21 protein-coding genes are annotated in these 23,379 nt (G+C 62.8%); 4 read left to right on the top strand and 17 right to left on the bottom strand.

The features are described from left to right. Position 1 precedes the first annotated feature (1 nt). Genes FJW04_RS21765 through yajC form a run of 3 tightly spaced genes read right to left on the bottom strand, consistent with a single transcriptional unit; the run spans position 2 to position 3,362 of the window. Positions 2 to 394, bottom strand: a complete 393-nt coding sequence (locus tag FJW04_RS21765; protein WP_140661122.1) for an Mth938-like domain-containing protein — start codon at positions 392 to 394, stop codon at positions 2 to 4. Positions 395 to 419: 25 nt separating this feature from the next. Further along, on the bottom strand, positions 420 to 2,969 hold the full coding sequence (gene secDF / locus FJW04_RS21760; protein WP_140716642.1) for a protein translocase subunit SecDF: 2,550 nt from the start codon (positions 2,967 to 2,969) through the stop codon (positions 420 to 422). A gap of 51 nt (positions 2,970 to 3,020) precedes the next feature. Further along, positions 3,021 to 3,362 carry a preprotein translocase subunit YajC gene (yajC, locus tag FJW04_RS21755; RefSeq protein ID WP_010909882.1) on the bottom strand — a complete coding sequence of 114 codons (342 nt, stop codon included), beginning with the start codon at positions 3,360 to 3,362 and terminating at the stop codon, positions 3,021 to 3,023. Between the two features lie 291 nt (positions 3,363 to 3,653). Between yajC and FJW04_RS21750 the strand changes: the two genes are divergently transcribed. Next, positions 3,654 to 4,529, top strand: a complete 876-nt coding sequence (locus FJW04_RS21750) for an ATP-binding protein (RefSeq protein WP_140716640.1) — start codon at positions 3,654 to 3,656, stop codon at positions 4,527 to 4,529. Positions 4,530 to 4,568: 39 nt separating this feature from the next. Here the strand turns inward: FJW04_RS21750 and FJW04_RS21745 are convergent, their stop codons facing one another. Then, positions 4,569 to 5,390 (bottom strand): AraC family transcriptional regulator, encoded by an 822-nt coding sequence (locus FJW04_RS21745; RefSeq protein ID WP_140716638.1) that lies wholly within the window; start codon positions 5,388 to 5,390, stop codon positions 4,569 to 4,571. Positions 5,391 to 5,505: 115 nt separating this feature from the next. Between FJW04_RS21745 and FJW04_RS21740 the strand changes: the two genes are divergently transcribed. Then, positions 5,506 to 6,402, top strand: a complete 897-nt coding sequence (locus FJW04_RS21740; protein ID WP_140716904.1) for an NAD-dependent epimerase/dehydratase family protein — start codon at positions 5,506 to 5,508, stop codon at positions 6,400 to 6,402. Between the two features lie 103 nt (positions 6,403 to 6,505). On the opposite strand, the gene FJW04_RS21735 is transcribed toward FJW04_RS21740, so the two are convergent. From FJW04_RS21735 to FJW04_RS21675, 13 genes are all read right to left on the bottom strand, one after another. After that, entirely contained in the window at positions 6,506 to 8,038 is a 1,533-nt protein-coding gene (locus FJW04_RS21735) for a peptidoglycan DD-metalloendopeptidase family protein (RefSeq protein ID WP_140716636.1), read from the bottom strand. Between the two features lie 164 nt (positions 8,039 to 8,202). Then, positions 8,203 to 8,862, bottom strand: a complete 660-nt coding sequence (locus FJW04_RS21730) for a protein-L-isoaspartate(D-aspartate) O-methyltransferase (protein ID WP_015317538.1) — start codon at positions 8,860 to 8,862, stop codon at positions 8,203 to 8,205. Next, the gene (gene surE / locus FJW04_RS21725) at positions 8,859 to 9,590 is read right to left on the bottom strand and encodes a 5'/3'-nucleotidase SurE (RefSeq protein ID WP_140716634.1); all 732 of its coding nucleotides are present in this window, start codon (positions 9,588 to 9,590) and stop codon (positions 8,859 to 8,861) included. The genes FJW04_RS21730 and surE overlap by 4 nt, the downstream gene beginning before the upstream one ends. Next, positions 9,590 to 10,894 (bottom strand): serine--tRNA ligase, encoded by a 1,305-nt coding sequence (gene serS, locus FJW04_RS21720; RefSeq protein WP_140716632.1) that lies wholly within the window; start codon positions 10,892 to 10,894, stop codon positions 9,590 to 9,592. Before serS ends, surE begins: the two co-directional genes overlap by 1 nt. A gap of 101 nt (positions 10,895 to 10,995) precedes the next feature. After that, on the bottom strand, positions 10,996 to 11,871 hold the full coding sequence (gene tatC, locus FJW04_RS21715; protein WP_023769965.1) for a twin-arginine translocase subunit TatC: 876 nt from the start codon (positions 11,869 to 11,871) through the stop codon (positions 10,996 to 10,998). Then, positions 11,868 to 12,635, bottom strand: a complete 768-nt coding sequence (tatB, locus tag FJW04_RS21710) for a Sec-independent protein translocase protein TatB (protein ID WP_140716630.1) — start codon at positions 12,633 to 12,635, stop codon at positions 11,868 to 11,870. Before tatB ends, tatC begins: the two co-directional genes overlap by 4 nt. A gap of 29 nt (positions 12,636 to 12,664) precedes the next feature. Beyond that, complete coding sequence (locus FJW04_RS21705) at positions 12,665 to 12,886, bottom strand: twin-arginine translocase TatA/TatE family subunit (RefSeq protein ID WP_015317533.1); 222 nt, start codon at positions 12,884 to 12,886, stop codon at positions 12,665 to 12,667. A gap of 180 nt (positions 12,887 to 13,066) precedes the next feature. Further along, positions 13,067 to 13,831 carry an SMC-Scp complex subunit ScpB gene (gene scpB, locus FJW04_RS21700; RefSeq protein ID WP_140716628.1) on the bottom strand — a complete coding sequence of 255 codons (765 nt, stop codon included), beginning with the start codon at positions 13,829 to 13,831 and terminating at the stop codon, positions 13,067 to 13,069. Beyond that, positions 13,828 to 14,628 carry a ScpA family protein gene (locus FJW04_RS21695; protein ID WP_140716902.1) on the bottom strand — a complete coding sequence of 267 codons (801 nt, stop codon included), beginning with the start codon at positions 14,626 to 14,628 and terminating at the stop codon, positions 13,828 to 13,830. Before FJW04_RS21695 ends, scpB begins: the two co-directional genes overlap by 4 nt. A gap of 62 nt (positions 14,629 to 14,690) precedes the next feature. Continuing rightward, entirely contained in the window at positions 14,691 to 15,710 is a 1,020-nt protein-coding gene (gene nagZ / locus FJW04_RS21690) for a beta-N-acetylhexosaminidase (RefSeq protein ID WP_140716626.1), read from the bottom strand. 246 nt (positions 15,711 to 15,956) lie between these two features. After that, positions 15,957 to 19,412 (bottom strand): SPOR domain-containing protein, encoded by a 3,456-nt coding sequence (locus FJW04_RS21685; protein ID WP_140716624.1) that lies wholly within the window; start codon positions 19,410 to 19,412, stop codon positions 15,957 to 15,959. A 103-nt stretch (positions 19,413 to 19,515) separates the two neighbouring features. After that, positions 19,516 to 21,273, bottom strand: a complete 1,758-nt coding sequence (gene argS / locus FJW04_RS21680; protein ID WP_140716622.1) for an arginine--tRNA ligase — start codon at positions 21,271 to 21,273, stop codon at positions 19,516 to 19,518. A gap of 60 nt (positions 21,274 to 21,333) precedes the next feature. After that, on the bottom strand, positions 21,334 to 22,548 hold the full coding sequence (locus FJW04_RS21675; protein ID WP_140716620.1) for a deoxyguanosinetriphosphate triphosphohydrolase: 1,215 nt from the start codon (positions 22,546 to 22,548) through the stop codon (positions 21,334 to 21,336). A gap of 76 nt (positions 22,549 to 22,624) precedes the next feature. Between FJW04_RS21675 and erpA the strand changes: the two genes are divergently transcribed. Beyond that, complete coding sequence (gene erpA / locus FJW04_RS21670; RefSeq protein ID WP_140661113.1) at positions 22,625 to 22,972, top strand: iron-sulfur cluster insertion protein ErpA; 348 nt, start codon at positions 22,625 to 22,627, stop codon at positions 22,970 to 22,972. A gap of 7 nt (positions 22,973 to 22,979) precedes the next feature. Next, positions 22,980 to 23,372 (top strand): VOC family protein, encoded by a 393-nt coding sequence (locus FJW04_RS21665; protein WP_140716618.1) that lies wholly within the window; start codon positions 22,980 to 22,982, stop codon positions 23,370 to 23,372. Positions 23,373 to 23,379 lie beyond the last annotated feature (7 nt).

Genomic DNA, 23,379 nt, shown 5'->3' with positions numbered 1-23,379 from the left:
ATCAATCGACAGCGATGAGCGCGGCTGCCACGGCGCGGTTTTCAGCCAGAAGGACATTGTAGGTCCGCACTGCTGCCCCAGTCGACATCGGGTCGGACGCTATGCCGGCATCCTTCAGCGCGGCCCGCAGTGCCGCCGGCAACGGCCTGAGATCCCGACCCATGCCAACCAGCAGGATCTCGACCTTGTCGGCCTCGGCGAGCAGCCTGTCGAAATCCGCGACAGTCAGCGCCAGGGGATTTGCCGGCTCCCAACCATGGATGCCTGTGGGCAGGCACATGAGAGAGCCGCGATGCGACATGTCGGCAAAGCGGAAGCCGCCATTGCCATAGGCCTCGATCGGCGCGCGGCCGGGGAAATGCGCCTCGCGGATGATGATGCCTTTGCCGGCCATCACTCTATCACCCCTCGCGGCCGCGTCAGGTCGCGACGGCCTTGCCGCCGCTGACCGGCTTTTCCTCGTCGGCCGAAGCCTGCGGCCGCAGCTTGAACAGGATCAGCAACGGCGCCGCGATGAAGATCGACGAATACGTGCCGAACACGACGCCGAACAGCATCGCCAGCGTGAAGGAGCGGATCACTTCGCCGCCGAACAGCACCAGCGCCAGCAGCGCCAAGCTGGTCGTCACGGACGTCAGCGTCGTTCTCGACAACGTCTCGTTAATGGCGTTGTTCAACAGCTGCGGCAACGGCATTCGCTTGTATTTTCGCAGATCCTCGCGGACGCGGTCATAGACCACGATCGTGTCGTTCAGCGAATAACCGATAATGGTCAGGATCGCCGCCAGTGACGACTGGTTGAACTCGAGCCCGGTGATGACGAAGAAACCGAGCGTCATGACCACATCGTGCACTGTCGCGACAATGGCGCCGACCGCGAACTGCCATTCGAAGCGGAACCAGACATAGATCAGGATGCCGGCCAGCGCGACGATCATGGCGATCGTGCCTTGCTTGGCCAACTCGCCGGAAACCGTCGGGCCCACCACTTCGACGCGACGGAAATTATACTGATCCTGCAGCTCGCCGCGCACCTTGTCGATCACGGTCTGCTCGGCATTTTCACCGGCATCCTGCGTGCCGACGCGGATCAACACGTCGTTGGGTGCACCGAACTGCTGCACCTGCACTTCGCCGATGTTCAGTTCCGTCAATCTGCTGCGGATGTCACCAATATTGGCATCGCCGCTCTTCGACTGCACCTCGATCAGGGAACCGCCCTTGAAGTCGATGCCGTAATTGATGCCGACGCTCATGAACAACACGACGGACAATATCGACAATGTGCTGGACAGCGCGAACGTCCACCGGCGGATACCCATGAACGGAATTTTCGTGCCCGGCGGAACGAAAGTCACCGGTGCGCGCGGCAGTTCCTTCGGACGTGCGCGGCGCAGCCAGATCGACACCAGCAGGCGGGTGAAGGTGAAAGCGGTGAAGACCGTGGTCAGGATGCCGATGGCATAGGTGATGGCAAAGCCCTTCACGGGTCCGGTACCGAGATAGAACAGCACCACTGTCGCAATCAGCGAGGTGACATTGGAATCGACGATGGTCGCCAGCGCCTTCGAGAAGCCGGTGTCGATCGCCTGGATCACCGAGCGGCCGGCGCGTCGCTCCTCGCGGATACGCTCGTAGATCAGCACGTTGGAATCGACCGCCATGCCGATGGTCAGCACGATACCGGCAATACCGGGCAAGGTCAGCGTCGCGCCGAGCAGCGACAGCAGCCCGACGATCATCGCCACGTGCACCGCCAGCGCGATATTGGCGAGGAAGCCGAGGAAACCGTAGGCGACGAACATGAATGCCACGACGAGGATCGAACCGATGATGCCCGCGACCTTGCCCGCATGGATCGAATCCTGGCCCAGGCCCGGACCCACGGTACGCTCCTCGATGACCGTCAATGTCGCGGGCAGCGCGCCGGCGCGCAGCAGCACGGCGAGGTCGTTGGCGCTTTGGGCTGTGAAATTGCCGGAAATCTGGCCGGTGCCGCCAAGGATCGGTTCACGGATCTGCGGCGCCGAAATCACCTGGTTGTCGAGGATGATGGCGAACAGCTTGCCGACGTTCTGCGCGGTGGCCTGGCCGAAGCGGGCGGCACCCTTGGAATCGAAGCGGAACGAAACCACCGGCTCGTTGTTCTGCGAATTGTACGTCGCCTGTGCGTCGACGAGGTTTTCACCCGACACGATAACGCGGTTCTCGATCAGGTATGGAACCGGCGGATCGTCCTGGGAATAGAGCACCGACGAACCGGCTGGCGGGCGCCCCTTGAGCGCGTCCTGCACCGGCATCGACTGGTCGACCATCTGGAAGGTCAGCTTCGCGGTCTGGCCGAGAATTTCCTTCAGCCGCTGCGGATCCTGCAGGCCAGGCACCTGGACGAGGATGCGGTCCTCGCCTTGCCGCTGCACGATAGGCTCGGTCGTGCCGAGTTCGTTGACGCGGCGCTCGACCACCTCGATCGATTGTGCCAACGCGGTCGACGTGCGGTATTTGATGCCGGCGTCGGTGACGGTGAACTTGAGCAGGCCCGGCTCGGAATCATCCAGCGCCATTTCCTGGATGGAACCGCCGGTGAACAAGCCGGCGGCGACAGGATCGGTCAAAGTCTTCAATGCCTTCTTGGCGGCATCGAGCTGGGCGGGATCGGTGATGCGGACCTGCAGGGTCTTGCCGCTGCCGGCAAGACCGGTATAGCCGATCTTGGCATCGCGCAGCAGTGTGCGGATTTCGTCGCGCGTCGTCTCCAACCGATCCTTGATCAGATCGTTCTGGTTCATCTCCAGCAGGATGTGCGAACCGCCCTGCAGGTCAAGGCCGAGCGTCATCTGCCGCTTCGGCACCCAACTGGGCAGCTGAGCCAGCGTGCTGGCGGGGAACAGGTTGGGCGCGGCGAGGATCACTGTGGCGGCCACGGCCAGCCAGATCAGGATCATCTTGAAGCGCGAGAAATAAAGCATAGGGCGTCGTCCGTCAGAGCGTGTCCGCGGATCGCTCCGCCTTGAATCTGGTTATTTCTTGGCGTTCTGGTTGGCGACCGGTTCGCCCTTGACTCGCACATCGGCGATCGTCGAGCGCAGCGCCGTCACCTTGGTGCCGCCGCCAAGATCGATCTCCAGCTCGTTGTCGTCGATCACTTTCGTCACCTTGCCGACAAAGCCGCCGCCGGTGACGACAGTGTCGCCGCGACGAACCGCCGCCAGCATCTCGCCGCGCTTCTTCAGCTGCGTGCGCTGTGGGCGGATGATCAGAAAATACATGATCACGAAAATCAGGACAAACGGCAAAATGCTGATGAACATATCGGGAGAGGCGCCGCCGATGCCTTGGGCGTATGCCGGTGTCACGAACATCGAGGTACTCCTGAATTTTGAAAAACAGCCACCAAACGATCAAGCGGGATTTGGCGGCCCCTAGAAATTTGGCCGGAATATAGTCGGTAAAGTTGTCAATGCAACTGCGCGGCCGGGCAAATCGGCTGCTTTTCCGGCCTGTTTAGCCGTGTTAGAGCAGGATCGCGAAAACCGCGAGCCAGCTTTCGGAAAAGATCACGCTCGAACAAATGGTTGCAACCAGTTTCGAAACCGCCGGAATCGAACCGGACCTACCTGCCACCGCAAAAACCGAAGCAAAAAAGACCCGACATGACCGATACCAGCATCGACGCCCTGAACCAGAAACTTGACCGCCTGATCGAGGCGGTCAGCCGCCTCGCGCCGCCGCCGGCGCCTGAAACCGACCTCGACGTGGCCGACTGCTTCGTCTGGCAGGCCGATCCCGGATATCTGGAGCCGGTGCGCAAGGTCAACCGCGTCGATATCGGCCTGATCCGCGGTGTCGACCGCGTCCGCGACATCCTCGTCGACAACACTGAGCGCTTCGCCGCCGGTTTCGCCGCCAACAACGTCCTGTTGTGGGGTGCCCGCGGCATGGGCAAATCGTCGCTGGTCAAAGCCGTACACGCGCAGATCAATGCCAAGGCGAAGCCCGGCCTGCCACTCAAGCTGATAGAAATCCACCGCGAGGACATCGACACGCTGCCGAAGCTGATGGGCCTGCTGAAGGCGGCCCCCTTCCGCGTCATCCTGTTTTGCGACGATCTGTCCTTTGACCATGACGATACGTCCTACAAGTCGCTGAAGGCAGCACTCGAAGGCGGCGTCGAGGGCCGTCCGGCCAACGTCATCTTCTACGCGACCTCGAACCGCCGCCACCTGTTGCCGCGCGACATGATCGACAATGAGCGCTCGACCGCCATCAACCCATCGGAAGCGGTCGAGGAAAAGGTCTCGCTATCCGACCGTTTCGGGCTGTGGCTCGGCTTCCATAAATGCTCGCAGGACGAATATCTCGACATGGTCAACGGCTATGCCAGCCATCATGGCCTCGACATCGACCCCGAGCAGTTGCGCGCCGAAGCGCTGGAATGGGCCACCACACGCGGCAGCCGCTCAGGCCGCGTCGCCTGGCAATTCACCCAGGATCTGGCCGGCAGGCTCGGCAAGCCATTGAAGGATTGAGGCGTTGGATCGCGTCGCCAACCCGATCGACCGACAGCGTCATTTGGGCGGCGGCGTCCGTCGCAAATCGCGCGGCGTTTGACCGATCTCGCGGCGCATCCAATGCGCCAGGTGTGACTGGTGCGCGAAGCCCGTCATTTCAGCTACTTCGCTTGTGCTGAGGTCGCCTCGCTGCAGCAGAACGCGTGCGCGTTCAACGCGACGCCGTAACACATAGCGGTGCAAGGTGACGCCCGTTGCCACTTTGAACCATGTCCGCAAATGCGAGCTGCTCGCGCCGGCAACGCGGCTTAGTCGATGAATCGAAAGCGGCTCGTGAAGAGACGCCTCGATGTGCTCCAGCACGCGTTTGAGCTGGGTATCCGACAAACGGTTCGTTCGACCGATATCAGGTTCACCAAGGCCGAGCAGCCTCACCGCCAGTGCGGCGCCAATGCTGTCGGCAAACAAAGGGCCGCTTGGCGAATCTGCATTCAGTTCGCTCCCGAGCGCCCAGGCGAGATGTGCGATGCGCTGGTCGCGAAGCAGGTGGCGCGTGTCGAGCCGCAATGCTTGCCCCTTGCCGCCAAGCTCCGCCACCACCCTTTCCATCAGCGCTGGCTGCAACGCAATCTCGATCGTGTCGAACGGGGTTTCGGCCTCGAAGCCGCCCTCCTGGCCGGCTGGCACCAGGTCGATATCCCCGGCGCGCCTGACGAAATATCGCCCAACCTGATCGCAGTAGGAGCGTGTCGCCGCGCTGGCATGCACCATGATGCGATGGTGTGGAGCCCGGGACAGGCGGTGGACTCCGGCTTCGATATGCCGGGAGGCCATTGTTACATCGAACACGGCTTGAGCCGGAGCGTATTGCGACTGCATGCTCTCTCTCGATTCATGGCAAAACCTGTCCGAGATTTGGCAATTCCCGCGCGATTTTCAATGCCGTCGACCTGTACTCACGCCTCTCCATCAAACTTGGACGAGAGGTTACACCATGAGTTTCTATGTTGTTGTCGGAGCGGGCCCGGTCGGTCGCGAAACCGCTCGCCTTCTTGGCGAGGAAGGACATGATGTCGTTCTCACCAGCCGAAGCGTCGGCTCCAACGCATTGCGGAACGTGCGGCCCATGCAGGCCGATGCTACCGATGCGTCGGAACTCGCGCGTGTCTGCCAAGGCGCCGATGCCATCTTCATGTGCGCCATGGCCACCTATCACAGGTGGCCAACCGATTTTTTCCCCATCATCGACGGCACCGTGCGCGCGGCCGAAGCGGTCGGCGCGAAACTCATCGTGTTGGGCAACCTCTATGGCTATGGGGAAAATGCCGATAGCCCGCTTCGTTCCGACCTGTCCCTGGATCCTACTTCGAAGAAGGGAACGGCCAGGGCGATCATGTGGCAGCGAGCCGCCCGTGCCGACGTGCCGGCAATCGAAGTGCGGTCCAGCGACTATCTCGGCCACAGCGCGATCAGCTACTTCTCGCTGGTCGCCCTGCCCTCCATCATCGAAGGGAAGCCTACCGCTTTCATTGGAAACCTCGATGCGACGCATGCCTGGGCCTTCACCAAGGACGTCGCCAGGACGCTGGTCGCGGCTTCCCGCTTCACGGGCGAATGGGGACGGGCGTTTCACGTCCCCTCGCAATACGCCTCACCCCGGGAGCTCATCCAGAAAACCGCTGCGATGCTTCGACAGGAGGTTTCAGAAATCCGTTCTTATTCGATTGCCGAGATGGAAGCATTGGGTATGCATGAGCTCATCGAGATGAGCTATCTTTTCGAGAACCCCTTGCTGGTGGATTCTTCCGACGCCGAGGTGCTTCTCGGTATCAAGGCCAGCAGCCTTGAGGTCATGATCGCCGACACGCTGCGTGATCATCTCCGCGCTTGAGGGCCGGCCTTCGACAGAACTGAAAAAGCCCGCTCCTTGCGGAACGGGCTGAGCCGGCGGGCTGGACTGGAGGTCAGGCGGCCCGCATATCGCTTTTTTTCTTCTATTCGAGATAGCCTGACGGATCGACCGGGGCGGAGTTCTTGCGCACTTCGAAGTGCAGCTTCGGCGAATCCGTCGTGCCGCTCATGCCCGAGAGCGCGATTTCCTGGCCGCGCTTGACCTTCTGGCCGCGCTGGACCTCGATCGAGCTGGCATGGCCATAGACGGTGACCAGGCCGTTCTCGTGGCGCACCAGCACCGTGTTGCCGAATTCCTTGAGGCCGTCGCCGGCATAAATGACGACGCCGTTCTCGGCCGCCTTGACCGGCGTGCCCGTGGGCACGGCGATATCGACGCCGTCCTTGCCGGATCCGAAACCGGAGATCACCCGGCCGCGCACCGGCCAGCGCATCTTGCCGATGCCGGTGGCATCGGGTGCCACCGCGTCGTCGTCCTCGGCCTGCTGGATGACCTTGGCGTCCTTCTTCGGCGGCGTGTAGGAGGCCAGCGTTTCCGAAGGCGTGGCCTTTGCCGGGGCTTGCGTGGTTGCGGTGGTCACCGGATCGACCTTGGCCGGCTTGGCGCTGGCAACCGTCGCCGTTCCGCCGCCCGGCACCTTCAAGGTCTGGCCGATTTTCAATATGCCGTCCTTCATGCCGTTGGCCTGCTTCAGCGCGACCACGCCGACGCCGGTCTTTCTGGCAATCGAGGACATCGTGTCACCCGACTGGACCGTATACGTACCGGCGGCGCCGGTTGCCTTGGCCATCTGCGCCGGCTTGGGTTCCTTGGGCTGGTTCGCCGTGGCCGACGCATCGACCTGGGCGGCGGACTTGCCCTCCTTCAGCTTAGGCTGCTGCGGCAGCACCGCCACCTTGTCCGGCGCGCTGGCCGGCAGGTCATGCTTGCCGTCCTTTGCCGGCTTTGCGTCGGCGACCTTCGGCTCGGCCTTGCTCGAATAGGCATAGGCCGGGATGACGATCTTCTGGCCGGTCTTCAGCCCCTTGGTCGGGCTCAGGCCATTCACCTTCATGATGACATCGGCCGGCACCTTGTAATGCGCCGCCAGGCCGGAAATGGTCTCGCCGTCCCTGACGGTGATTTCGGTCGCGTGCGGCGTGCCTGCCTGGGCCATCCTCGGCTCGTCGGGCTGGGCATTCTTGAAAGGCTTGGCGGCCGGCGCGACAGTGCCGGTCGTCGTCCTGTCGACATGAGGAGCGGGCCGAACCAAGGCCGGCGCCGATGCGACACGCACCGGATTGGCGGCAGGCGCGAGCGCTGGAGCCGGCTGCGCCTGCGCGGAAGCCGGCGGCGGCAAAGGCCGGCTCGAAACCGGATCGAGGCTGGAACGGCTCACCGACTGCGTGTGGCTGCCATCAAGCGGAGCAGCCGAGACATCGCCCGGATAAGGCTGCACCGCATCCTGCTTGTTGATGATGGCACGTTGATTGTTGGTCGAGGACGTGAAGACGTCGTCGACACTGTTGAACCGCGAAGCCTGGGAACTGCACCCGGCCGCCGCGCCTGCAATCATCAGAACAGCGCAGCCCCGCGCCAGATTGCGACTATTTGTCTTCAAAACACTGAGTTGCATCGCACTAACCCGCACAAACGCTGCACCAACTGGACAGGATTAAAGCGCGTTAATGTTACTGGCCGGTTAACCCATTAGAATCCGACGAAAATTTTCTTAAAACATTTGGGGATGATCAGCGGCACGATGGCGAGCCCGAAAGAGATCCGGCGGCCGGCCGGAAACTAGATAACCGCTGCAATGCTTCGCAGGATCGGCTGCAGCCGCACGAGGCCGATATCCTCGCGCTCGAAACGGCTGCCGACCTTGGTGAGCTTGGCCAGCACCTGCTCGCCCTCCTCCGGCCCGATCGGCGCGATGACGATGCCGCCGCTCGACAATTGGTCGAGCAGGAAGCGCGGCAAACTGTCGAATGCAGCCCAGGCGACGATGCGGTCAAACGGCCCTTCATTGGGCAATCCGTTGGAACCATCGGCCTGCCGCACGATGGCATTGCCTATGCCGAGTGCCTCGAAACGCTGCCTGGCTTGCTCGACCAGCGTCTTGTACCGATCCACGGTCACGATCCGCGCCGCCAGCCGCGACATGACAGCCGATGTGTAGCCGGAACCGGTGCCGATCTCGAGCACGCGGTTTCCCGTTTCAATGGCCAATGCGGCGATCACCGCCGCCTGCAGATCCGCCCCTTCGATCGCTTCGCCGCATTCGATCGGCAGCATGCGGTCCGACCAGGCGATCTGGTGGTATTGCGCTGCCAGGAAGCCGCGTCGCGGCGTCGCCTCGAAAGCCGCGATCAGCGCCTTCGGCACCGTTCCCCTGCCGCGCAGGCGCAGCAGGAAAGCGGCAAATCCTTCGCGATCATCGATTGGAAAGCCCTGATTCATGCAAGCGCCTTGCTCAGCTGGTCACGGATCTCATGCGCGGTAAGGTCAAGCTGCAGCGGCGTCACAGACACCAGCCTGTTGCGCAGGGCAAAGAGATCGGTGCCCTGCTTGCCCTCGACCGGCTCGCGGCCGAAGCGCAGCCAGTAATAAGGCAGGCCGCGCCCGTGCACCAGCTTGCCCTGCGTGGTGACCACCGTGCCGGCCACTTCCTCGGGAAGGCAGTTGGGAAAATTGACGTTGAGCAGGACGCCGTCCGGCAGCGGCGTCGCGACGAGCTTCTTCAGCAGTGCCGGCGCCAGCGCTTCGGTGGTCTCATAGGGGACGACGCGATCCTCGCCGACAGTGCTGTAGCCCTGGCTGAGCGCTATCGACCGGATACCGAGCAGCGCGCCTTCCATGGCGCCGGCGACGGTACCGGAATAGGTCACGTCGTCGGCGATGTTGGCGCCCGAATTGATGCCGGACAGGATCAGGTCGGGTGCACCGGGCAGGATCTTCTTGACGCCCATGATGACGCAATCGGTCGGCGTGCCGCGCACGGCAAAATGCTTCTCGCCGATTTTCCGCAACCGCAGCGGCTCCGAGATCGACAGCGAATGCGCATAGCCCGACTGGTCCTGTTCCGGCGCCACCACCCAGACATCGTCGGAAAGGGTGCGGGCGACGCGCTCGAGCGACGCCAGGCCCTCGGCATGGATGCCGTCGTCATTGGTCAGAAGAATGCGCATTATTTCGATTCGATCTTTTCCAGCCCGCCCATGTAAGGCCGCAGCACTTCAGGAATGGTTACGCTGCCATCCTCATTCTGATAGTTTTCGATGACAGCTATGAGCGCGCGGCCGACAGCGGTGCCCGAACCGTTCAGCGTATGGACGAAGCGGTTGCCCTTACCATCCTTGTCCTTGTAACGGGCATCCATACGGCGCGCCTGGAAATCGCCGCAGACAGAGCAGGACGAGATTTCGCGATAGGCGTTCTGGCCGGGCAACCAGACCTCGATGTCATAGGTCTTGCGCGCGCCAAAACCCATATCGCCGGTGCAGAGCACCATGGTCCGGAACGGCAGCTCAAGCCGCTTCAAGACTTCCTCGGCGCATTGTGTCATCCGCTCATGCTCGGCGAGCGAGGATTCCTGGTCGGTGATCGAGACCAGCTCGACCTTGTAGAATTGATGCTGGCGCAGCATGCCGCGCGTATCGCGTCCCGCCGAGCCTGCCTCGGAACGAAAGCAGGGCGTCAGCGCCGTGAAGCGCAGCGGCAGCTTTTCATGCGCCGTGATTTCTTCGCGCACGAGGTTGGTGAGCGGCACTTCGGCGGTCGGGATCAGGCCAAGCCTGCCCTCTCCATGTGGCGTGAAGAACAGATCCTCCTCGAACTTCGGCAACTGGTTGGTGCCGAACAGAACGTCGTCCTTCACCATCAGCGGCGGGATCACTTCCTCATAGCCATGCTCCGTCGTGTGCAGGTCGAGCATGAACTGGCCGATGGCGCGTTCCATCCGCGCCAGACCACTCCTGAGCACGGTGAAGCGCGATCCCGACAGTTTCGCCGCGCGCTCGAAATCCATCATGCCGAGCGCTTCGCCGATCTCGAAATGCTCCTTCACCCAGTTCGGCCGTGTCGGCACCTTGCCGACGACATGCTTGACGACATTGTCGTGCTCGTCCTTGCCGACCGGCACGTCGCCGAACGGCACATTCGGCAGCACCGCCAGCGCATCGTTCAGCGCCTTGTCAAGCTCGCGCTCGCGCGCCTCGCCGTTCTGGATGAAGGTCTTGATCTCGCCGACTTCGGCCTTGAGTTTCTCGGCAAGGGCGGCATCGCCCGAACGCATGGCGTTGCCGATCTCCTTCGAGGCGGCGTTGCGGCGCTCCTGCCTGGTCTGCAGCTCGGTGACATGTTCGCGCCGCGCCTCATCCTTGGCGATCAGCCCGTCAACCGTGGACTGCGCCTCATCCGCCGACCACGAGCGCTTGATGAGCGCCTCGACAAGGGCCTTCGGGTTGTCGCGAATCCATTTGATGTCAAGCATGGTGTCCGTCCTCAAGCTGGGTTTGAGGGGCGTAAACCGCATCCTTGATCGATGCAAGATGGGCCGGGCGGCGGTTGTCGTTTTCCGCCGCCGCCGATGCCCTACGAGGCCGCCGGCGCTGGCGGCTCGTCCGGCGCCTTGTCGGCCACGGTCTCGCCGGCTTCCTGCTTCTCGCGCGCAAGCCGCTGTTTCTCCTGGTCGCGCTCGATCCACCGCGCGGCCCAGATGGAAACCTCGTAGAGAAGGATGGTCGGAATGGCCAAGCCGATCTGGCTCATCGGATCCGGAGGTGTCAGCACCGCGGCAACGATGAAGGCGATGACGATCGCCCATTTGCGTTTTTCGGCCAGCGCCTTGGACGACAGCATGCCGACGCGCGTCATCAGGCTGGTTACCACCGGCAGCTGGAACACCAGGCCGAAGGAGAAGATCAACGTCATGATCAGGCTGAGATATTCCGACACTTTCGGCAGCAGCGAAATCTGTACCTGGTCATCGGTGCCGACCTGCTGCATGGCGAGGAAGAACCACATCACCATCGGCGTGAAGAAGAAATAGACCAGCGAGGCGCCCATCAGGAACAGGATGGGCGATGCGATCAGGAACGGCAGGAAGGCATTGCGCTCGTTCTTGTAGAGCCCGGGCGCAATGAATTTGTAGATCTGCGTGGCGATCAGCGGAAAGGCGATGACCATGCCGCCGAACATGGCGAGCTTGACCTGCGTGAAGAAGAATTCCTGCGGCGCGGTATAGATCAGCTCGACCTTGTGCGGGTCCAGCCCTGCCCATTTCGTCGCCCATTTGAAGGGGACAACCAGAAGGTTGAACAGCCTCTTGGCGAAGAAGAAGCAAACCAGGAAGGCTACGAAGAAGCCACCGAGAGACCAGATCAAGCGCCTGCGCAGCTCGATCAGATGCTCCATCAGAGGCGCCGACGATTTTTCGATCTCGTCCTTTTCCTTGTCCGAAACGCTCACTTGGCGGCTCCAGCCGTCTTTTTGGCTGCCGGCTTCTTGGCCCCAGCAGGTTTCGGTTCGGTTTTCGCGGACGCCTTGGCAGAAGGCGCCTTGGCTGCAGGCGCCTTGGCGACGGCAGGCTTCGTCACAGCCGCGGTTTCAGGAACTGCCGCTGTCGTGGCCTTTGTCGACGCTTTGGGCGTGGGTGCGGTTTTTGCCGCCCCCGCGGGTGAGGCTTTTGCCGCCACCACCTTAATGGATGGCGCTTTTGAAGCCGGCACCGCCTTGGCGGTTTTCCTGGATGCCTTCGGTTCCGTGGAAGCCGCCACCACCGATTCATCGGTCATCGCCGGGAACATCGATGCTGGGGGCGTGACTTCCGGGCCATTGACGCCAGGCATGGTCGTTGCACCGTTTTTCAACGGCTCGGCCGCCTGGGGCGTCGCCGCTGCAGGGGCCGATGGATCGGCGGCCGGCTTCGGCTTCATCGCCGCGTCGACGCCGGCGCGCACATCGGCCGCCGCCTGCTCGAACGGATTGAGCTGCTTCTTGATCTCGGCGACTGGGCTGAGACCCCGGAGTTCGTCGACCGACTTCTTGACGTCGTCGAGCTCGGCTTCCTTCAAGGCCTCGTTGAATTGCTTCTGGAAATCGGCGGCCATGGCGCGCAGCTTCGCCGTCGTGCGGCCGAATGTGCGCAGCATGTTGGGCAAATCCTTGGGCCCGACGACCACGATCATGACGATCGCGATCACCAGCATTTCGGTCCAGCCGACTTCAAACATGGCAATCTGTTCCGACTAGAACTTTTGGCTCAGCTCTTGCTGGCCTTTTCCTTCGCGGCCGAAACGGTCTCATCGGCACGGTGTTCGACGGTGCGCTTGTCGTCGGCAACGTCGTCGTCGGCCATGCCCTTCTTGAAGCTCTTGATGCCCTTGGCCATGTCACCCATCAGCTCGGGAATCTTGCCGCGGCCGAACACCAGCAGCACGATCACCAGCACGATCATCCAGTGCCAAATCGAAAATGAACCCATAACCAAATCTCTCTCGAATGTTTTCCCTGGCGATGATCTATGCGTTTTCGCTTTGGGATTCAAACACAACCGCGACAGAGTTTATGAAAGGCCGACGGATGTCACGCATTTTCGGCGATGCGGCCCGCTACCAAACGGCGCATGTAAAGCCGCAAAGCAGCTTTTGAAAGGCGCTCGTGGTCAATCTTCCGTGACGCGCGGCGTCAGCAGACCGAGCTCCTCGAAGTCGATGTCGGTCAGCGGATCCTCGTCCTCGGTCAGCGCGTCGGGATCGGCCGGCGGTTGCGGGATGGAGAAATTCGACGGCATGCGGCCCGATAGCAGGCCGGCGCCCTTCAGTTCCTCCATGCCTGGAAGATCACGGATTTCCTCGAGTGCGAAATGGTCGAGGAAGGTTTCGGTGGTGCCATAGGTAACGGGGCGGCCGGGCGTTTTGCGGCGGCCGCGCATGCGCACCCATTCCGTTTCGAGCAGCGTGTCGAGCGTGCCCTTCGAGGTTTCGACACCTCTGATGTCCTCGATCTCGGCGCGCGTCACCGGCTGGTGGTAGGCTATGATCGCCAGCACCTCGAGCGCCGCCCGTGACAGCTTGCGCTGCTGCACCGTATCGCGGCTCATCAGGAAAGCCAGGTCGCCAGCGGTTCGGAAGGCCCAGGCATCGCCAACCCGCACCAGATTGACGCCGCGCCGGGCGTAGATCTGCTGCAGCTCCCTCATGGCTAGCGCGACATTGATGCCATCGGGAAGGCGTGCGGCAAGCTGCTTTTCGCTGACGGGTTCGGCGCTGGCGAACACGATCGCCTCCGCCATGCGCACGGCTTCCGCCATATGCAGACGCTCGGCCGGGTTCTGCACCTGCTCGGCCACATCCTCGGAGAACAACTCCTGCCCAGGCTCGTCCTCGACCTTGAACGGGACAACCGAAGCGTTGGCGCGTTCGCTCATGATGCCACCTCGACTGCCTTGATTGCTTGCGTGCGGCCGCGCAAATAGATCGGGGCAAATGTCTGATCCTGCCGCACGTCCATCGTGCCGTCGCGCACCAGTTCCAATGTTGCCGCGAAGGAACTGGCGATCGCCGTGCGCCTTTCCTCGGGGCTTGTCATGTACACGATCAGGAAACTTTCCAGTGTCGTCCAGTCGCTTACAGCCCCGACAAGGCGGGTCAGGATGTCGCGCGCGTCCTTGAGCGACCAGACACCGCGCCTGGCGATCGTCACGTTGTTGATCGCCTGCTTCTGCCGCTGCTGGGCATAGGCCGTCAGCAAGTCGTAGAGCGACGCCGAATAGGCGTTGCGCTTCTCGATGATCACCATTTCCGGCATGCCGCGCGCGAATACGTCGCGACCGAGCCGGTTGCGGTTGACCAGACGCGCAGACGCGTCGCGCATGGCTTCGAGCCGCTTCAGCCGGAACTGCAGCAACGCCGCCAGTTCCTCACCGCTTTCGCCCTCCTCGCCCGGCTGCTTGGGGATCAGCAGCTTCGACTTGAGGAAGGCCAGCCAAGCCGCCATCACCAGATAGTCGGCGGCAAGTTCGAGCCGCAGCGCCCTCGCCGTCTCGACAAAGGTCAGATATTGCTCGACCAGTGCCAGGATCGAAATGCGCGCCAGATCGACCTTCTGGGTACGGGCAAGATGCAGGAGAAGGTCGAGCGGGCCCTCGAAGCCGGCCACGTCAACGACCAGCGACGGATCGCCGGTGACGCGTGAATCGTCATTCTCGGCCCACAGGCGGTCCATCGGTGCGGCCTTCGGAGCCTTGCTTTCCAATGCTTCCGCCACTGCCCTGTCACTTCCCTTGGCTATGCCACCGCGTCGAAATAGGTGGCGAATTCAGCGCGTATCTCGGTTTCTTCTACCGTGTCGCTTTTCTTTATATAGGTCATTGCCCGCTTGGCGCGCTCCAGCGACTTGCCTTCAAGCCCTTTGGTGCGCGATGCGATCCCCGCCATCTCCTCGAAAACGCCGTTGCAGTGAAGGACCAGATCACAGCCGGCCGCAAGGATCGAGGCGGCCTTTGTCGGGAAATCCCCAGAAAGTGCCTTCATCGAGGTGTCGTCGCTCATCAATAGCCCGTCGAAGCCGATCTCGCGGCGGATGATCTCGTCGATGACCTTGCCGGAAGTGGTCGCCGGGTTCTTGGGATCGATGGCGCTGTAGACGACATGCGCGGTCATGGCCATCGGCAGATGGTTGAGTTCGCGGAACGGGGCAAAGTCGTGCCGTTGCAGATCGCTGAGCGAGGCGTCGACGACAGGCAGCTCGAAATGCGTGTCGGCAAACGCCCGGCCGTGCCCCGGAACATGCTTCATCACGGGCAGCACGCCGCCCGCCATCAGGCCTTCGGCCGCGGCGCGGCCGAGTTCGATGACCGGACGCGGGTCCTTGCCATAGGCGCGCGCGCCGATGACATCGCTGGCCCCTTCGATCGGGACGTCGAGCACCGGCAGGCAATCCGCCGATATACCATAGCGCAGGAGGTCGAAGGCATGCAGCCGCGCCATCAGCCAGGCGGCGCGCACGCCAGCGTCGTGATCGTCGCGCCAAAGCGCCCCCAGCGCGCCACCGGCCGGATAGTTCGGCGCCAGCGGCGGTCGCAGGCGCTGCACCCTGCCGCCTTCCTGGTCGATGAACACCAGCGCGTCCGGGCGCCCGATGCAATCGCGCATCTCGGCGACGAGATCGCGGATCTGCTCGGCCTCGCCGATGTTGCGGGCGAACAGGATGAAGGCCCACGGGCACTCATTGCGATAGAAACGGATCTCTTCGCGGGTGAGCGTTTTCCCGGCACAGCCGAGGATCATGGATTTTGATTCGGTCATTTCAGGAGTCTAGGGCTTCGCGCGGTCAAAGGGAATCATCCCTGACCGCACGGCCGGCTGCAAAACAGGCTTCCACATGAAAAAGTCGGCGCGGCCTTGGGCCGCGCCGACTTTGAGAGATTGGATCAACGTCTAGAGCATGATGCCGAAAAGTGTGAAGCTGTTTTCGGACGACATCATGCTCTATCTCTTTGACTTAGAGACGGATTCAGATTTCAGGTCGACTCGACCTGAAATCATCCGGCTCTAGCGCGATACGAAGCAGTTGCCGCCCGCGGTCTTGTAGCTGGTGCACAAATTGATCGCATCGTTGCGCGACTGAGCCGGAACGCGCACGCGGTAGAACGTGCCCTTGCCGGCGATCTCGGCCTTGACGATGTTGGCCGTGCGGCCGGAGAGCACGCTGCCGTAGCGGCGCTGCAGGTCCTGGTAGGTCGACTGGGCACTCTCTACCGTCGGCTGAGAAGCGATCTGCATCGACCACGAACCGCTGCCGGTCGCGGTCGAGGCGGGATCGATGGAAGCGACCTGATCTGGCTTGACCTCGCCGACCACGTCGACCGGCTGGTCGGACGGACGCTGCGGCGCGATCGCAACCTTGGCCGGCGTGTTGGCCGACTGCGCCTTGGCAGGCTTGGCCGCGGGCTTCAGAGCCGGCTCATCGTCGGCCTGCGCGGCGGCGGGCGCCACGGTTCCAGTCTGGTCGGTGCCAGTCTGGGCGGTACCGGTCTGGGCGGCGCCAGTCTGGTCGGCGCCAGTCTGGTCGGCCCCGGTCTGATCGGTATTGGCCTGCGCGGCAGGCGCCACATGCTGTGGTGCCGGATCGGTCGGCTCCGCCGCGGCGACCTGGGGTGCGGCCGGTGCCGGATCCTCACGCGCCACCAGCGAGCCGTCGGACTTGACCACCATGGTCCTAACCTTGCGCGGCGCAACGGCAACGACATCGTTGCTGGTGCCCTTGTCGGCTTCCTGCAGGACCTGCGCGATGCGATCCTCCGACTTCGGCGTGGGCGCCGCAATGTTGGCGGGGGCCGCACCAGCGGTCGAGACGTCGCCTCCGCCATCCGTGCCGGCGGCAGCGTTCTGGTCGGGAGAAAGATCGACGGCGCGGGCCGGGTCCTTCGCCTGCACGTCCACCGGCTCCTCGGCGTTGGTGACGAGCTTCTGCTGGACCGGCTCGGCCGGCTTCGCGCCCTTGACCACCGCGTCATAGACCTTGTTGTCCTGGTTCGGCACCACGGTGCCGCCCGGATTTTCCGGCTTGATCTTGATCGGTGAATTATCGGCCTTGACGATCACCGGAGCCTCACTGCCGCCCTTGCCGCCGAAAGACAGCGCAAAGGCGCCAAGACCGCCCGCGACCGCCACGGCACCGACTATCGCCGCGATGAAGAGGCCGCGCCGGCCGGACGACCGGGCGGCTTCCCGCTCGCCGAGACCCGGAACCGACATCGCTTCGTCCAGTTCGGGATCGTAGTCGAGTTCATCGACGGTGAAATCGTCCGCCTGCGAGATCGGCTGGCTGCCGGGCAGATCATCGAAGCCTTCAGCAGCATCGGCATAGGTCGAGGCCGCCGCCGCGCGGGCAGGCATTTCCGCCGGCCGTGCCGCATAGGTCCGCGCTTCCGGCTGATAGGTCGGCCTGGATTCTTCATATTCCGGATTGACCGCGTCATATCCCGGATTGGCGTTGCCATATCCCGGATTGGCGTTGCCATATCCCGGATTGGCGTCGCCATATCCCGGATTGGCCGCGCCGTATCCCGGATTGAACCCGGCATTGTAGGATTCGTCCGCATAGGCGGCGCTAGTGGCAGAAGCAGGCGCGACCTCCACCGAATTCATTTCAGTCAGAAGGCTGGCGAATTCGGCGTCGAGATCGTCATAACCGGATGCTACCGGCTCATCGTCTTCGAAATGCAACTCTGGAATGTCGAGATCGTCGGCCAGCGCCACGACGCGCTCCGGCACATCGACCGTCTCGACATCGGGCATCTCTTCATAACGCGAGGACTGCTGCGCCTGCGGTGCCGATGGAGCCACGTAGGGAGCGGCTGCAACCGGCTCGGCCGGCCGGTAGGACGGCACGGCGGCCGTTTCCGGTGCTGCCGTCCAGGCCGCCATCGAGGCGGCAGGCTGCGCGGCAAATGCCGGCTGTTGGGGAACCGGTGTCACGCGGCTCCACGAACGGGCCGGCTCCGACGGCGCGGAGCGTTCCGCCAGCCAATCGAGCGAATCGGCTTGATCCTGCAGGGAAGCTGTTTCCTCATGCGGGTCAACGCCCTCGGCCCGGATGGCGTCGATGGCGCCATTGTCGAAATTGACCTCGCCCTGTTCAGCGGTCTCCGAGCCGAAATCATGGTCCTGAAGCTCGTCGAGCAGCAGGTCGTCGAGGTCAACGTCGGCGGCCTGGTCGGAACCGGACTGATGCACATCCTGGGACGCTGCTTCATCGAGATCCCAGTCGAGATCACCAACAAGATCGACAGGTTCCTCCGCGGCCTTTGCAGTCGAGACGAGTGGCGGCTGAACAGGCGCGGCGGCCGGCTGGGGCACGACCGGCTGAGCCATGGCCGGCTCCCTGGCCGACGGCAGCGTGCGCGCGGTCATGGCGCCAAGAAGCGCGTTCAACTCGTCTTCGAGGCTTCGTTCGTCCGTGATGGGCGCCTGCACTGGGGGCGCGATGGCTGCCGCCATCGGCTGCGCGGGAGCCGCGGCAATTTCGGCGGCTGGCTCTTCGGCGGGCTCGGCAAACGCCTCGTCCAAATCCAGGTCGAAAGCGTCATCCGAAATGGCTTCAGCGCCTGGAACCTCGTCCTTCGTGCCGATGACATCGGCAAGCAACTCATGTGCTCGCGGCTCCTCAAAAGCTTCTGGCTCGTCGGCCTGAACGTCAAAATCCACGTCGACATCGGCCATGGCATCGTCGAACTGACCATCGAAATCCTCGCCGGAGATCGACTGGGTCTCATCTGCGGTGGCCGGCGCCGGCTCTGGATATTCGGCAGCAGCCACTTGGCGCTGATCCGCCGAATGGTCGTCGAGCATCAGCTCGTCCTCGAGCGAGATCGCAACGGCATCGTCGAATTCTTGATCGGAAGCCGGCTCGGCCGTTGCCGCCACTTCTGCAACCGGCGATTCAACGGCATACCGGGGCTCGGCGGCCTCGTCCTCGATATGGAAATCCCGGTCGAGGGAAGCGGCAAGCTCGTCTTCCATCGGCAGATCGTCGTCGAAGGCCGAAACGTCTTCGAGCGAGCTGGCCACGGTATTGTCGAAATCGATGTCGACGGCAGGCTCGACGGACGGCACAGCTTCCGTGGCGCCGGCATGGCTGGCGGCCACCGTCCGGTCATCGACCTCAGCCATGTCCAGGTGAAAATCGTCATCAAGCGACAGCGCGAGATCGTCATCCGATACATCGATTGCCACCGGCTCGAATGCCGGCTCATGAGCCTCGACAAGCGGAGCGGCGACGCTGTCGGCAGCGTCGAATTCGCCCATAAGTTCCTTCTCGAGATCGATGTCGAAATCGCCCTCTCCCGCAGCCTGATCGGCGACCATGGCTTTCGGCTCGGCCGGCGCCTGCGGCTTGACCGGCTGGCGGGGGTCGAATCCCATGATCCTGGTCAGCTCCGCGAACGGATCATCGGCGGCGATGTCGTTGTTGTCGGCTACTCTCAGCTGGGTTCTGTCTGCCATTATTGTTCCCGAACTCGCACTCATTCGGACGCCATGGACGTCGCGCAGGGTTGGCCCTTACCAGCGCAATGTGGGCAAAAGGTGACAGGTTTTTTAGTCAAACCTAACGCATTTCGGTGGGCGCGGCGGCCCCGATCAACGTCAGGCCGGACGTCAGAACATCCGAAACAGCCTGCACCAGCCCTAGTCTGGCATGCGTCAATTGTCGGTCGTTAACCTTAACAAAACGTAAGTCCGGATTATCCGTACCCCGGTTCCAGTGTCCATGGAAACTGGAAGCCAGATCATAAAGATAAAATGCCAGCCGATGCGGCTCGAGCGCAAGAGCGGCGGACTCGATCAGGCGCGGATATTCCGCAAGCTTCCTGATCAAGCCGATTTCCCCTTCGTCGGTCAACGACGTTGACGCTGCCGCCAGGCTGTTGCGGTCGAAATTCGCCTCGCCCAATTGCTCACTCGCCTGCCGGAACACCGAATGACAGCGCGCCGAAGCGTACTGCACGTAAAACACCGGATTGTCCTTGGACTGTTCGGTCACCTTGGCGAAATCGAAATCGAGCGGCGCATCGTTCTTGCGATAAAGCATCATGAAGCGGATCGGATCGCGTCCGACTTCTTCCACCACCTCGCGCAGCGTCACGAAGTCACCGGACCGCTTCGACATCCGCACCGGCTCGCCATCGCGAAACAGCTTGACGAGATTGCACAGGAGAACGGTGAGCTTGACGTCGTCGCCGGCAATAGCCCGCGCCAAGGCTTCCAGGCGCTTGACGTAGCCGCCATGGTCGGCGCCGAGAACATAGATCAGGTCGACGAAGCCGCGGTCGACCTTGTCCTTGAGATAAGCCACGTCGGCCGCGAAATAGGTGAACGAGCCGTCGGACTTGACCAGCGCCCGATCCATGTCGTCGCCGACGGCGGTCGACCGGAACAGCGTCTGTTCGCGGTCTTCCCAGTCGTCCGGCTTCTCGCCCTTGGGCGGCGGCAGCTTGCCCTTGTAGATATGGCCCTTCAGCGTCAGGTCGTTGATCGCCGAGCGGATCTTCCTGGCATTGTCGGCATGCAGCGTGCGTTCGGAGAAGAACACGTCGTGATGCACGTTGAGCAGTGCAAGGTCCTCGCGGATCATCACCATCATCGCATCTATGGTGCGATCCTTGACGATGGCCAATGCCTCGTCATCCGGCATCTGCAGCAAGGAACGGCCAAACTCCCTGACCAGAGCCTCGCCGACGGAGACCAGATAGTCACCGGGATAAAGTCCTGCCGGAATCTCGCCGATATCGTCGCCAAGCGCCTCGCGATAGCGCAACATCGCCGAGCGCCCGAGCACGTCGATCTGCGACCCGGCGTCGTTGATTACATATTCCTTGGTCACGTCGTAACCGGCGAACGCCATCAGGTTGGCGAGCGCATCCCCGACGACGGCGCCCCGGCAATGGCCGACATGCATCGGCCCGGTCGGATTGGCCGAGACATATTCTACATTGGTTTTCCGGCCGGCGCCGATCGTCGAGCGGCCATAGTTGGGACCCTCGCCCAAAAGCGCCGACAGATGCGCCTGCCAGAAACCGTCCTGGAGCCTGAGATTGACGAAGCCGGGACCGGCGACCTCGGCGGCGGCGACATCCTTGTCGGCCCGCAGGGCGTCTGCCAATCTCTCGGCCAGCGCGCGCGGGTTCTGTCCGGTTGGCTTGGCCAGCACCATCGCCGCATTGGTCGCGAGATCGCCATGGCTGGCGTCGCGCGGCGGCTCGACGGCGATGCGCGACAGATCAGGCGAAACGCCGTCCTGGTCCTTCAGGTCTAGCGCTTCGACAGCCTTTGTGACTCGCGCGGTGAAATCGGCGAAGATGTTCATGGTGTATGCTCGGTGGCTTTATGACGAATCCGGCCCTTCGGCCGGCAAATCGAGCCCGCCCTAGCTCAAATCCGGGGTGCGGTCAAACAAACGCCTGTGTTCCTTGAGCGCGTAGGTGTCGGTCATGCCGGCCAGGAAATCGGCGACGCTGCGCGCTTTGATGCGATCCTCGGCGCGGTCCAGCCCTTCGCGCCAGCCGTCCGGCATGGCGCGCGGGTCGGCAAAATAGACGTCGAACAGGTCCCGGACGATCTGCTCGGCGTCCGCACGCACCCGCATGACCTCCTCGTGCCGGTAGAGGTGCTTGTAGAGGAAGGCCTTCAGTTCCTTCTCGGCTTCCGCCATCTCGATCGAAAATGTTACCATCGTTTCGCCCGCCGCCCTGACCGCGTCAGCGCTCAGCGGCCTGATCCGCTCCAGATTGGCGGTGGTCGACTTGATCACATCCTCGACCATTGCCGTGATCTGGCGCCGCATCAATTCGTGGCCGGTGCGCACGTCATCAAGCCTGGGATAGCGCTCGCGCACAGCTTTCAGGATCGTTCCAGGCAGCGAAACGGCCTTCAGCATGTCAAGCGTCAGCAGCCCTGACCTCAGCCCATCATCGATATCATGCGTGTTGTAGGCAATGTCGTCGGCAATCGCCGCGCACTGCGCTTCGATGCCGGCGAACCGGTCGAGCTCGAGATCCTGCAGTTGCGAGTAGTCGCGGATCGCCTGCGGTACCGGCCCTTTCAGGCCTTGGCCGCTACTGTCGGTGAGCGGACCATTGTGCTTGACCAGGCCTTCCAGCGTTTCCCAGCTCAGATTGAGCCCGTCGAATTCAGCGTAGCGCGCCTCCAGCCTGGTCACGATGCGCAGCGATTGTGCGTTGTGGTCGAAGCCGCCCCACGCCGCCATCTTTTCGTTCAGCGCGTCCTCGCCTGTGTGGCCAAAAGGCGTGTGGCCGAAATCATGCACCAGCGCCACCGCTTCGGCGAGATCCTCGTCGCCACGCAGCGCCCGCGCCAGGGCACGTGCGATCTGCGCCACTTCGATCGAATGGGTCAGCCTTGTGCGGTAGTGGTCGCCTTCGTGCGCGATGAAGACCTGCGTCTTGTGCTTGAGCCGCCGAAACGCCGTCGAATGGATGATCCGGTCGCGGTCACGCTGGAACGGTGTGCGGGTCGGACTTTCCACCTCGTCGAACAGACGGCCCCGCGAACGTGCGGGATCCGTGGCGTAGGCCGCGCGCGGCCGATAGCCAAAACCGATGTCGCCAAGCTCATTTGTCATGGCTGATGCTGCCGCAGTTGACTTGCCCCGTCGCGCTTCATACCTATCATGTGAAACCGAAAGCAAGGTGACGCCCATGGGCGCGGATGCCAAGACTGCCATGAAAGTCGATATGACCGAGGCCGCGGCCAAGCGGATTGCCAGGATTGTTTCGGCCGAAGCCGGCAAGACGGCGCTGCGTGTGTCCGTCGAAGGTGGCGGCTGCTCCGGCTTTTCCTACAAATTCGATCTGGTCGACACACGCAATGACGACGACGTCGCCATCGAGAAGGATGGCGCCACGGTGCTGATCGACGACATGTCGCTGGTCTATATGGGTGGCTCGGTGATCGATTTCGTCGACGATCTGATGGGACAGTCGTTCCAGATCAGGAACCCGAATGCGGTTGCCTCCTGCGGCTGCGGCACCAGCTTCTCCATCTAGGACCGAGATGCCCGCAACTGGCGCGGTTCGTCAGGTTGCGCTCTCAGCCGGTCGCGACCTCGACGCGACGCTGGCCTTTTGGCGCGACGTCCTCGGCATGAGCATTCATGCCCGCTACGATCCGCCCGGCATCGCCTTCATCATGGCAGGCAATGTCAGGCTGTTGTTCACCGACGGCATCCCGGCCGGCACCCTCTATCTCGACATGTCAGGCCTCGAAGCCTTTTATGCCGAGGCCAAGGCAGCCGGCATTCCCTTCACCGCGCCGCCGGCGCTCGTCCATCGCGACACCGAGGGCCGGTTCGGCCCGGCGGGGGAAAGCGAATGGATGGCCTTTATAAAGGACCCGGCAGGCAATACGATCGGACTCGTTGAACGCCGCCCGCCGCAGGAACAATGAGACCGTC

It is taken from the genome of Mesorhizobium sp. B2-7-3 (assembly GCF_006440715.1).
Classification (GTDB): Bacteria; Pseudomonadota; Alphaproteobacteria; order Rhizobiales; family Rhizobiaceae; genus Mesorhizobium; species Mesorhizobium australicum.
The sequence above is the reverse complement of the archived record's forward strand: the minus strand, read 5'-3'. Positions and strand labels throughout refer to the sequence as shown.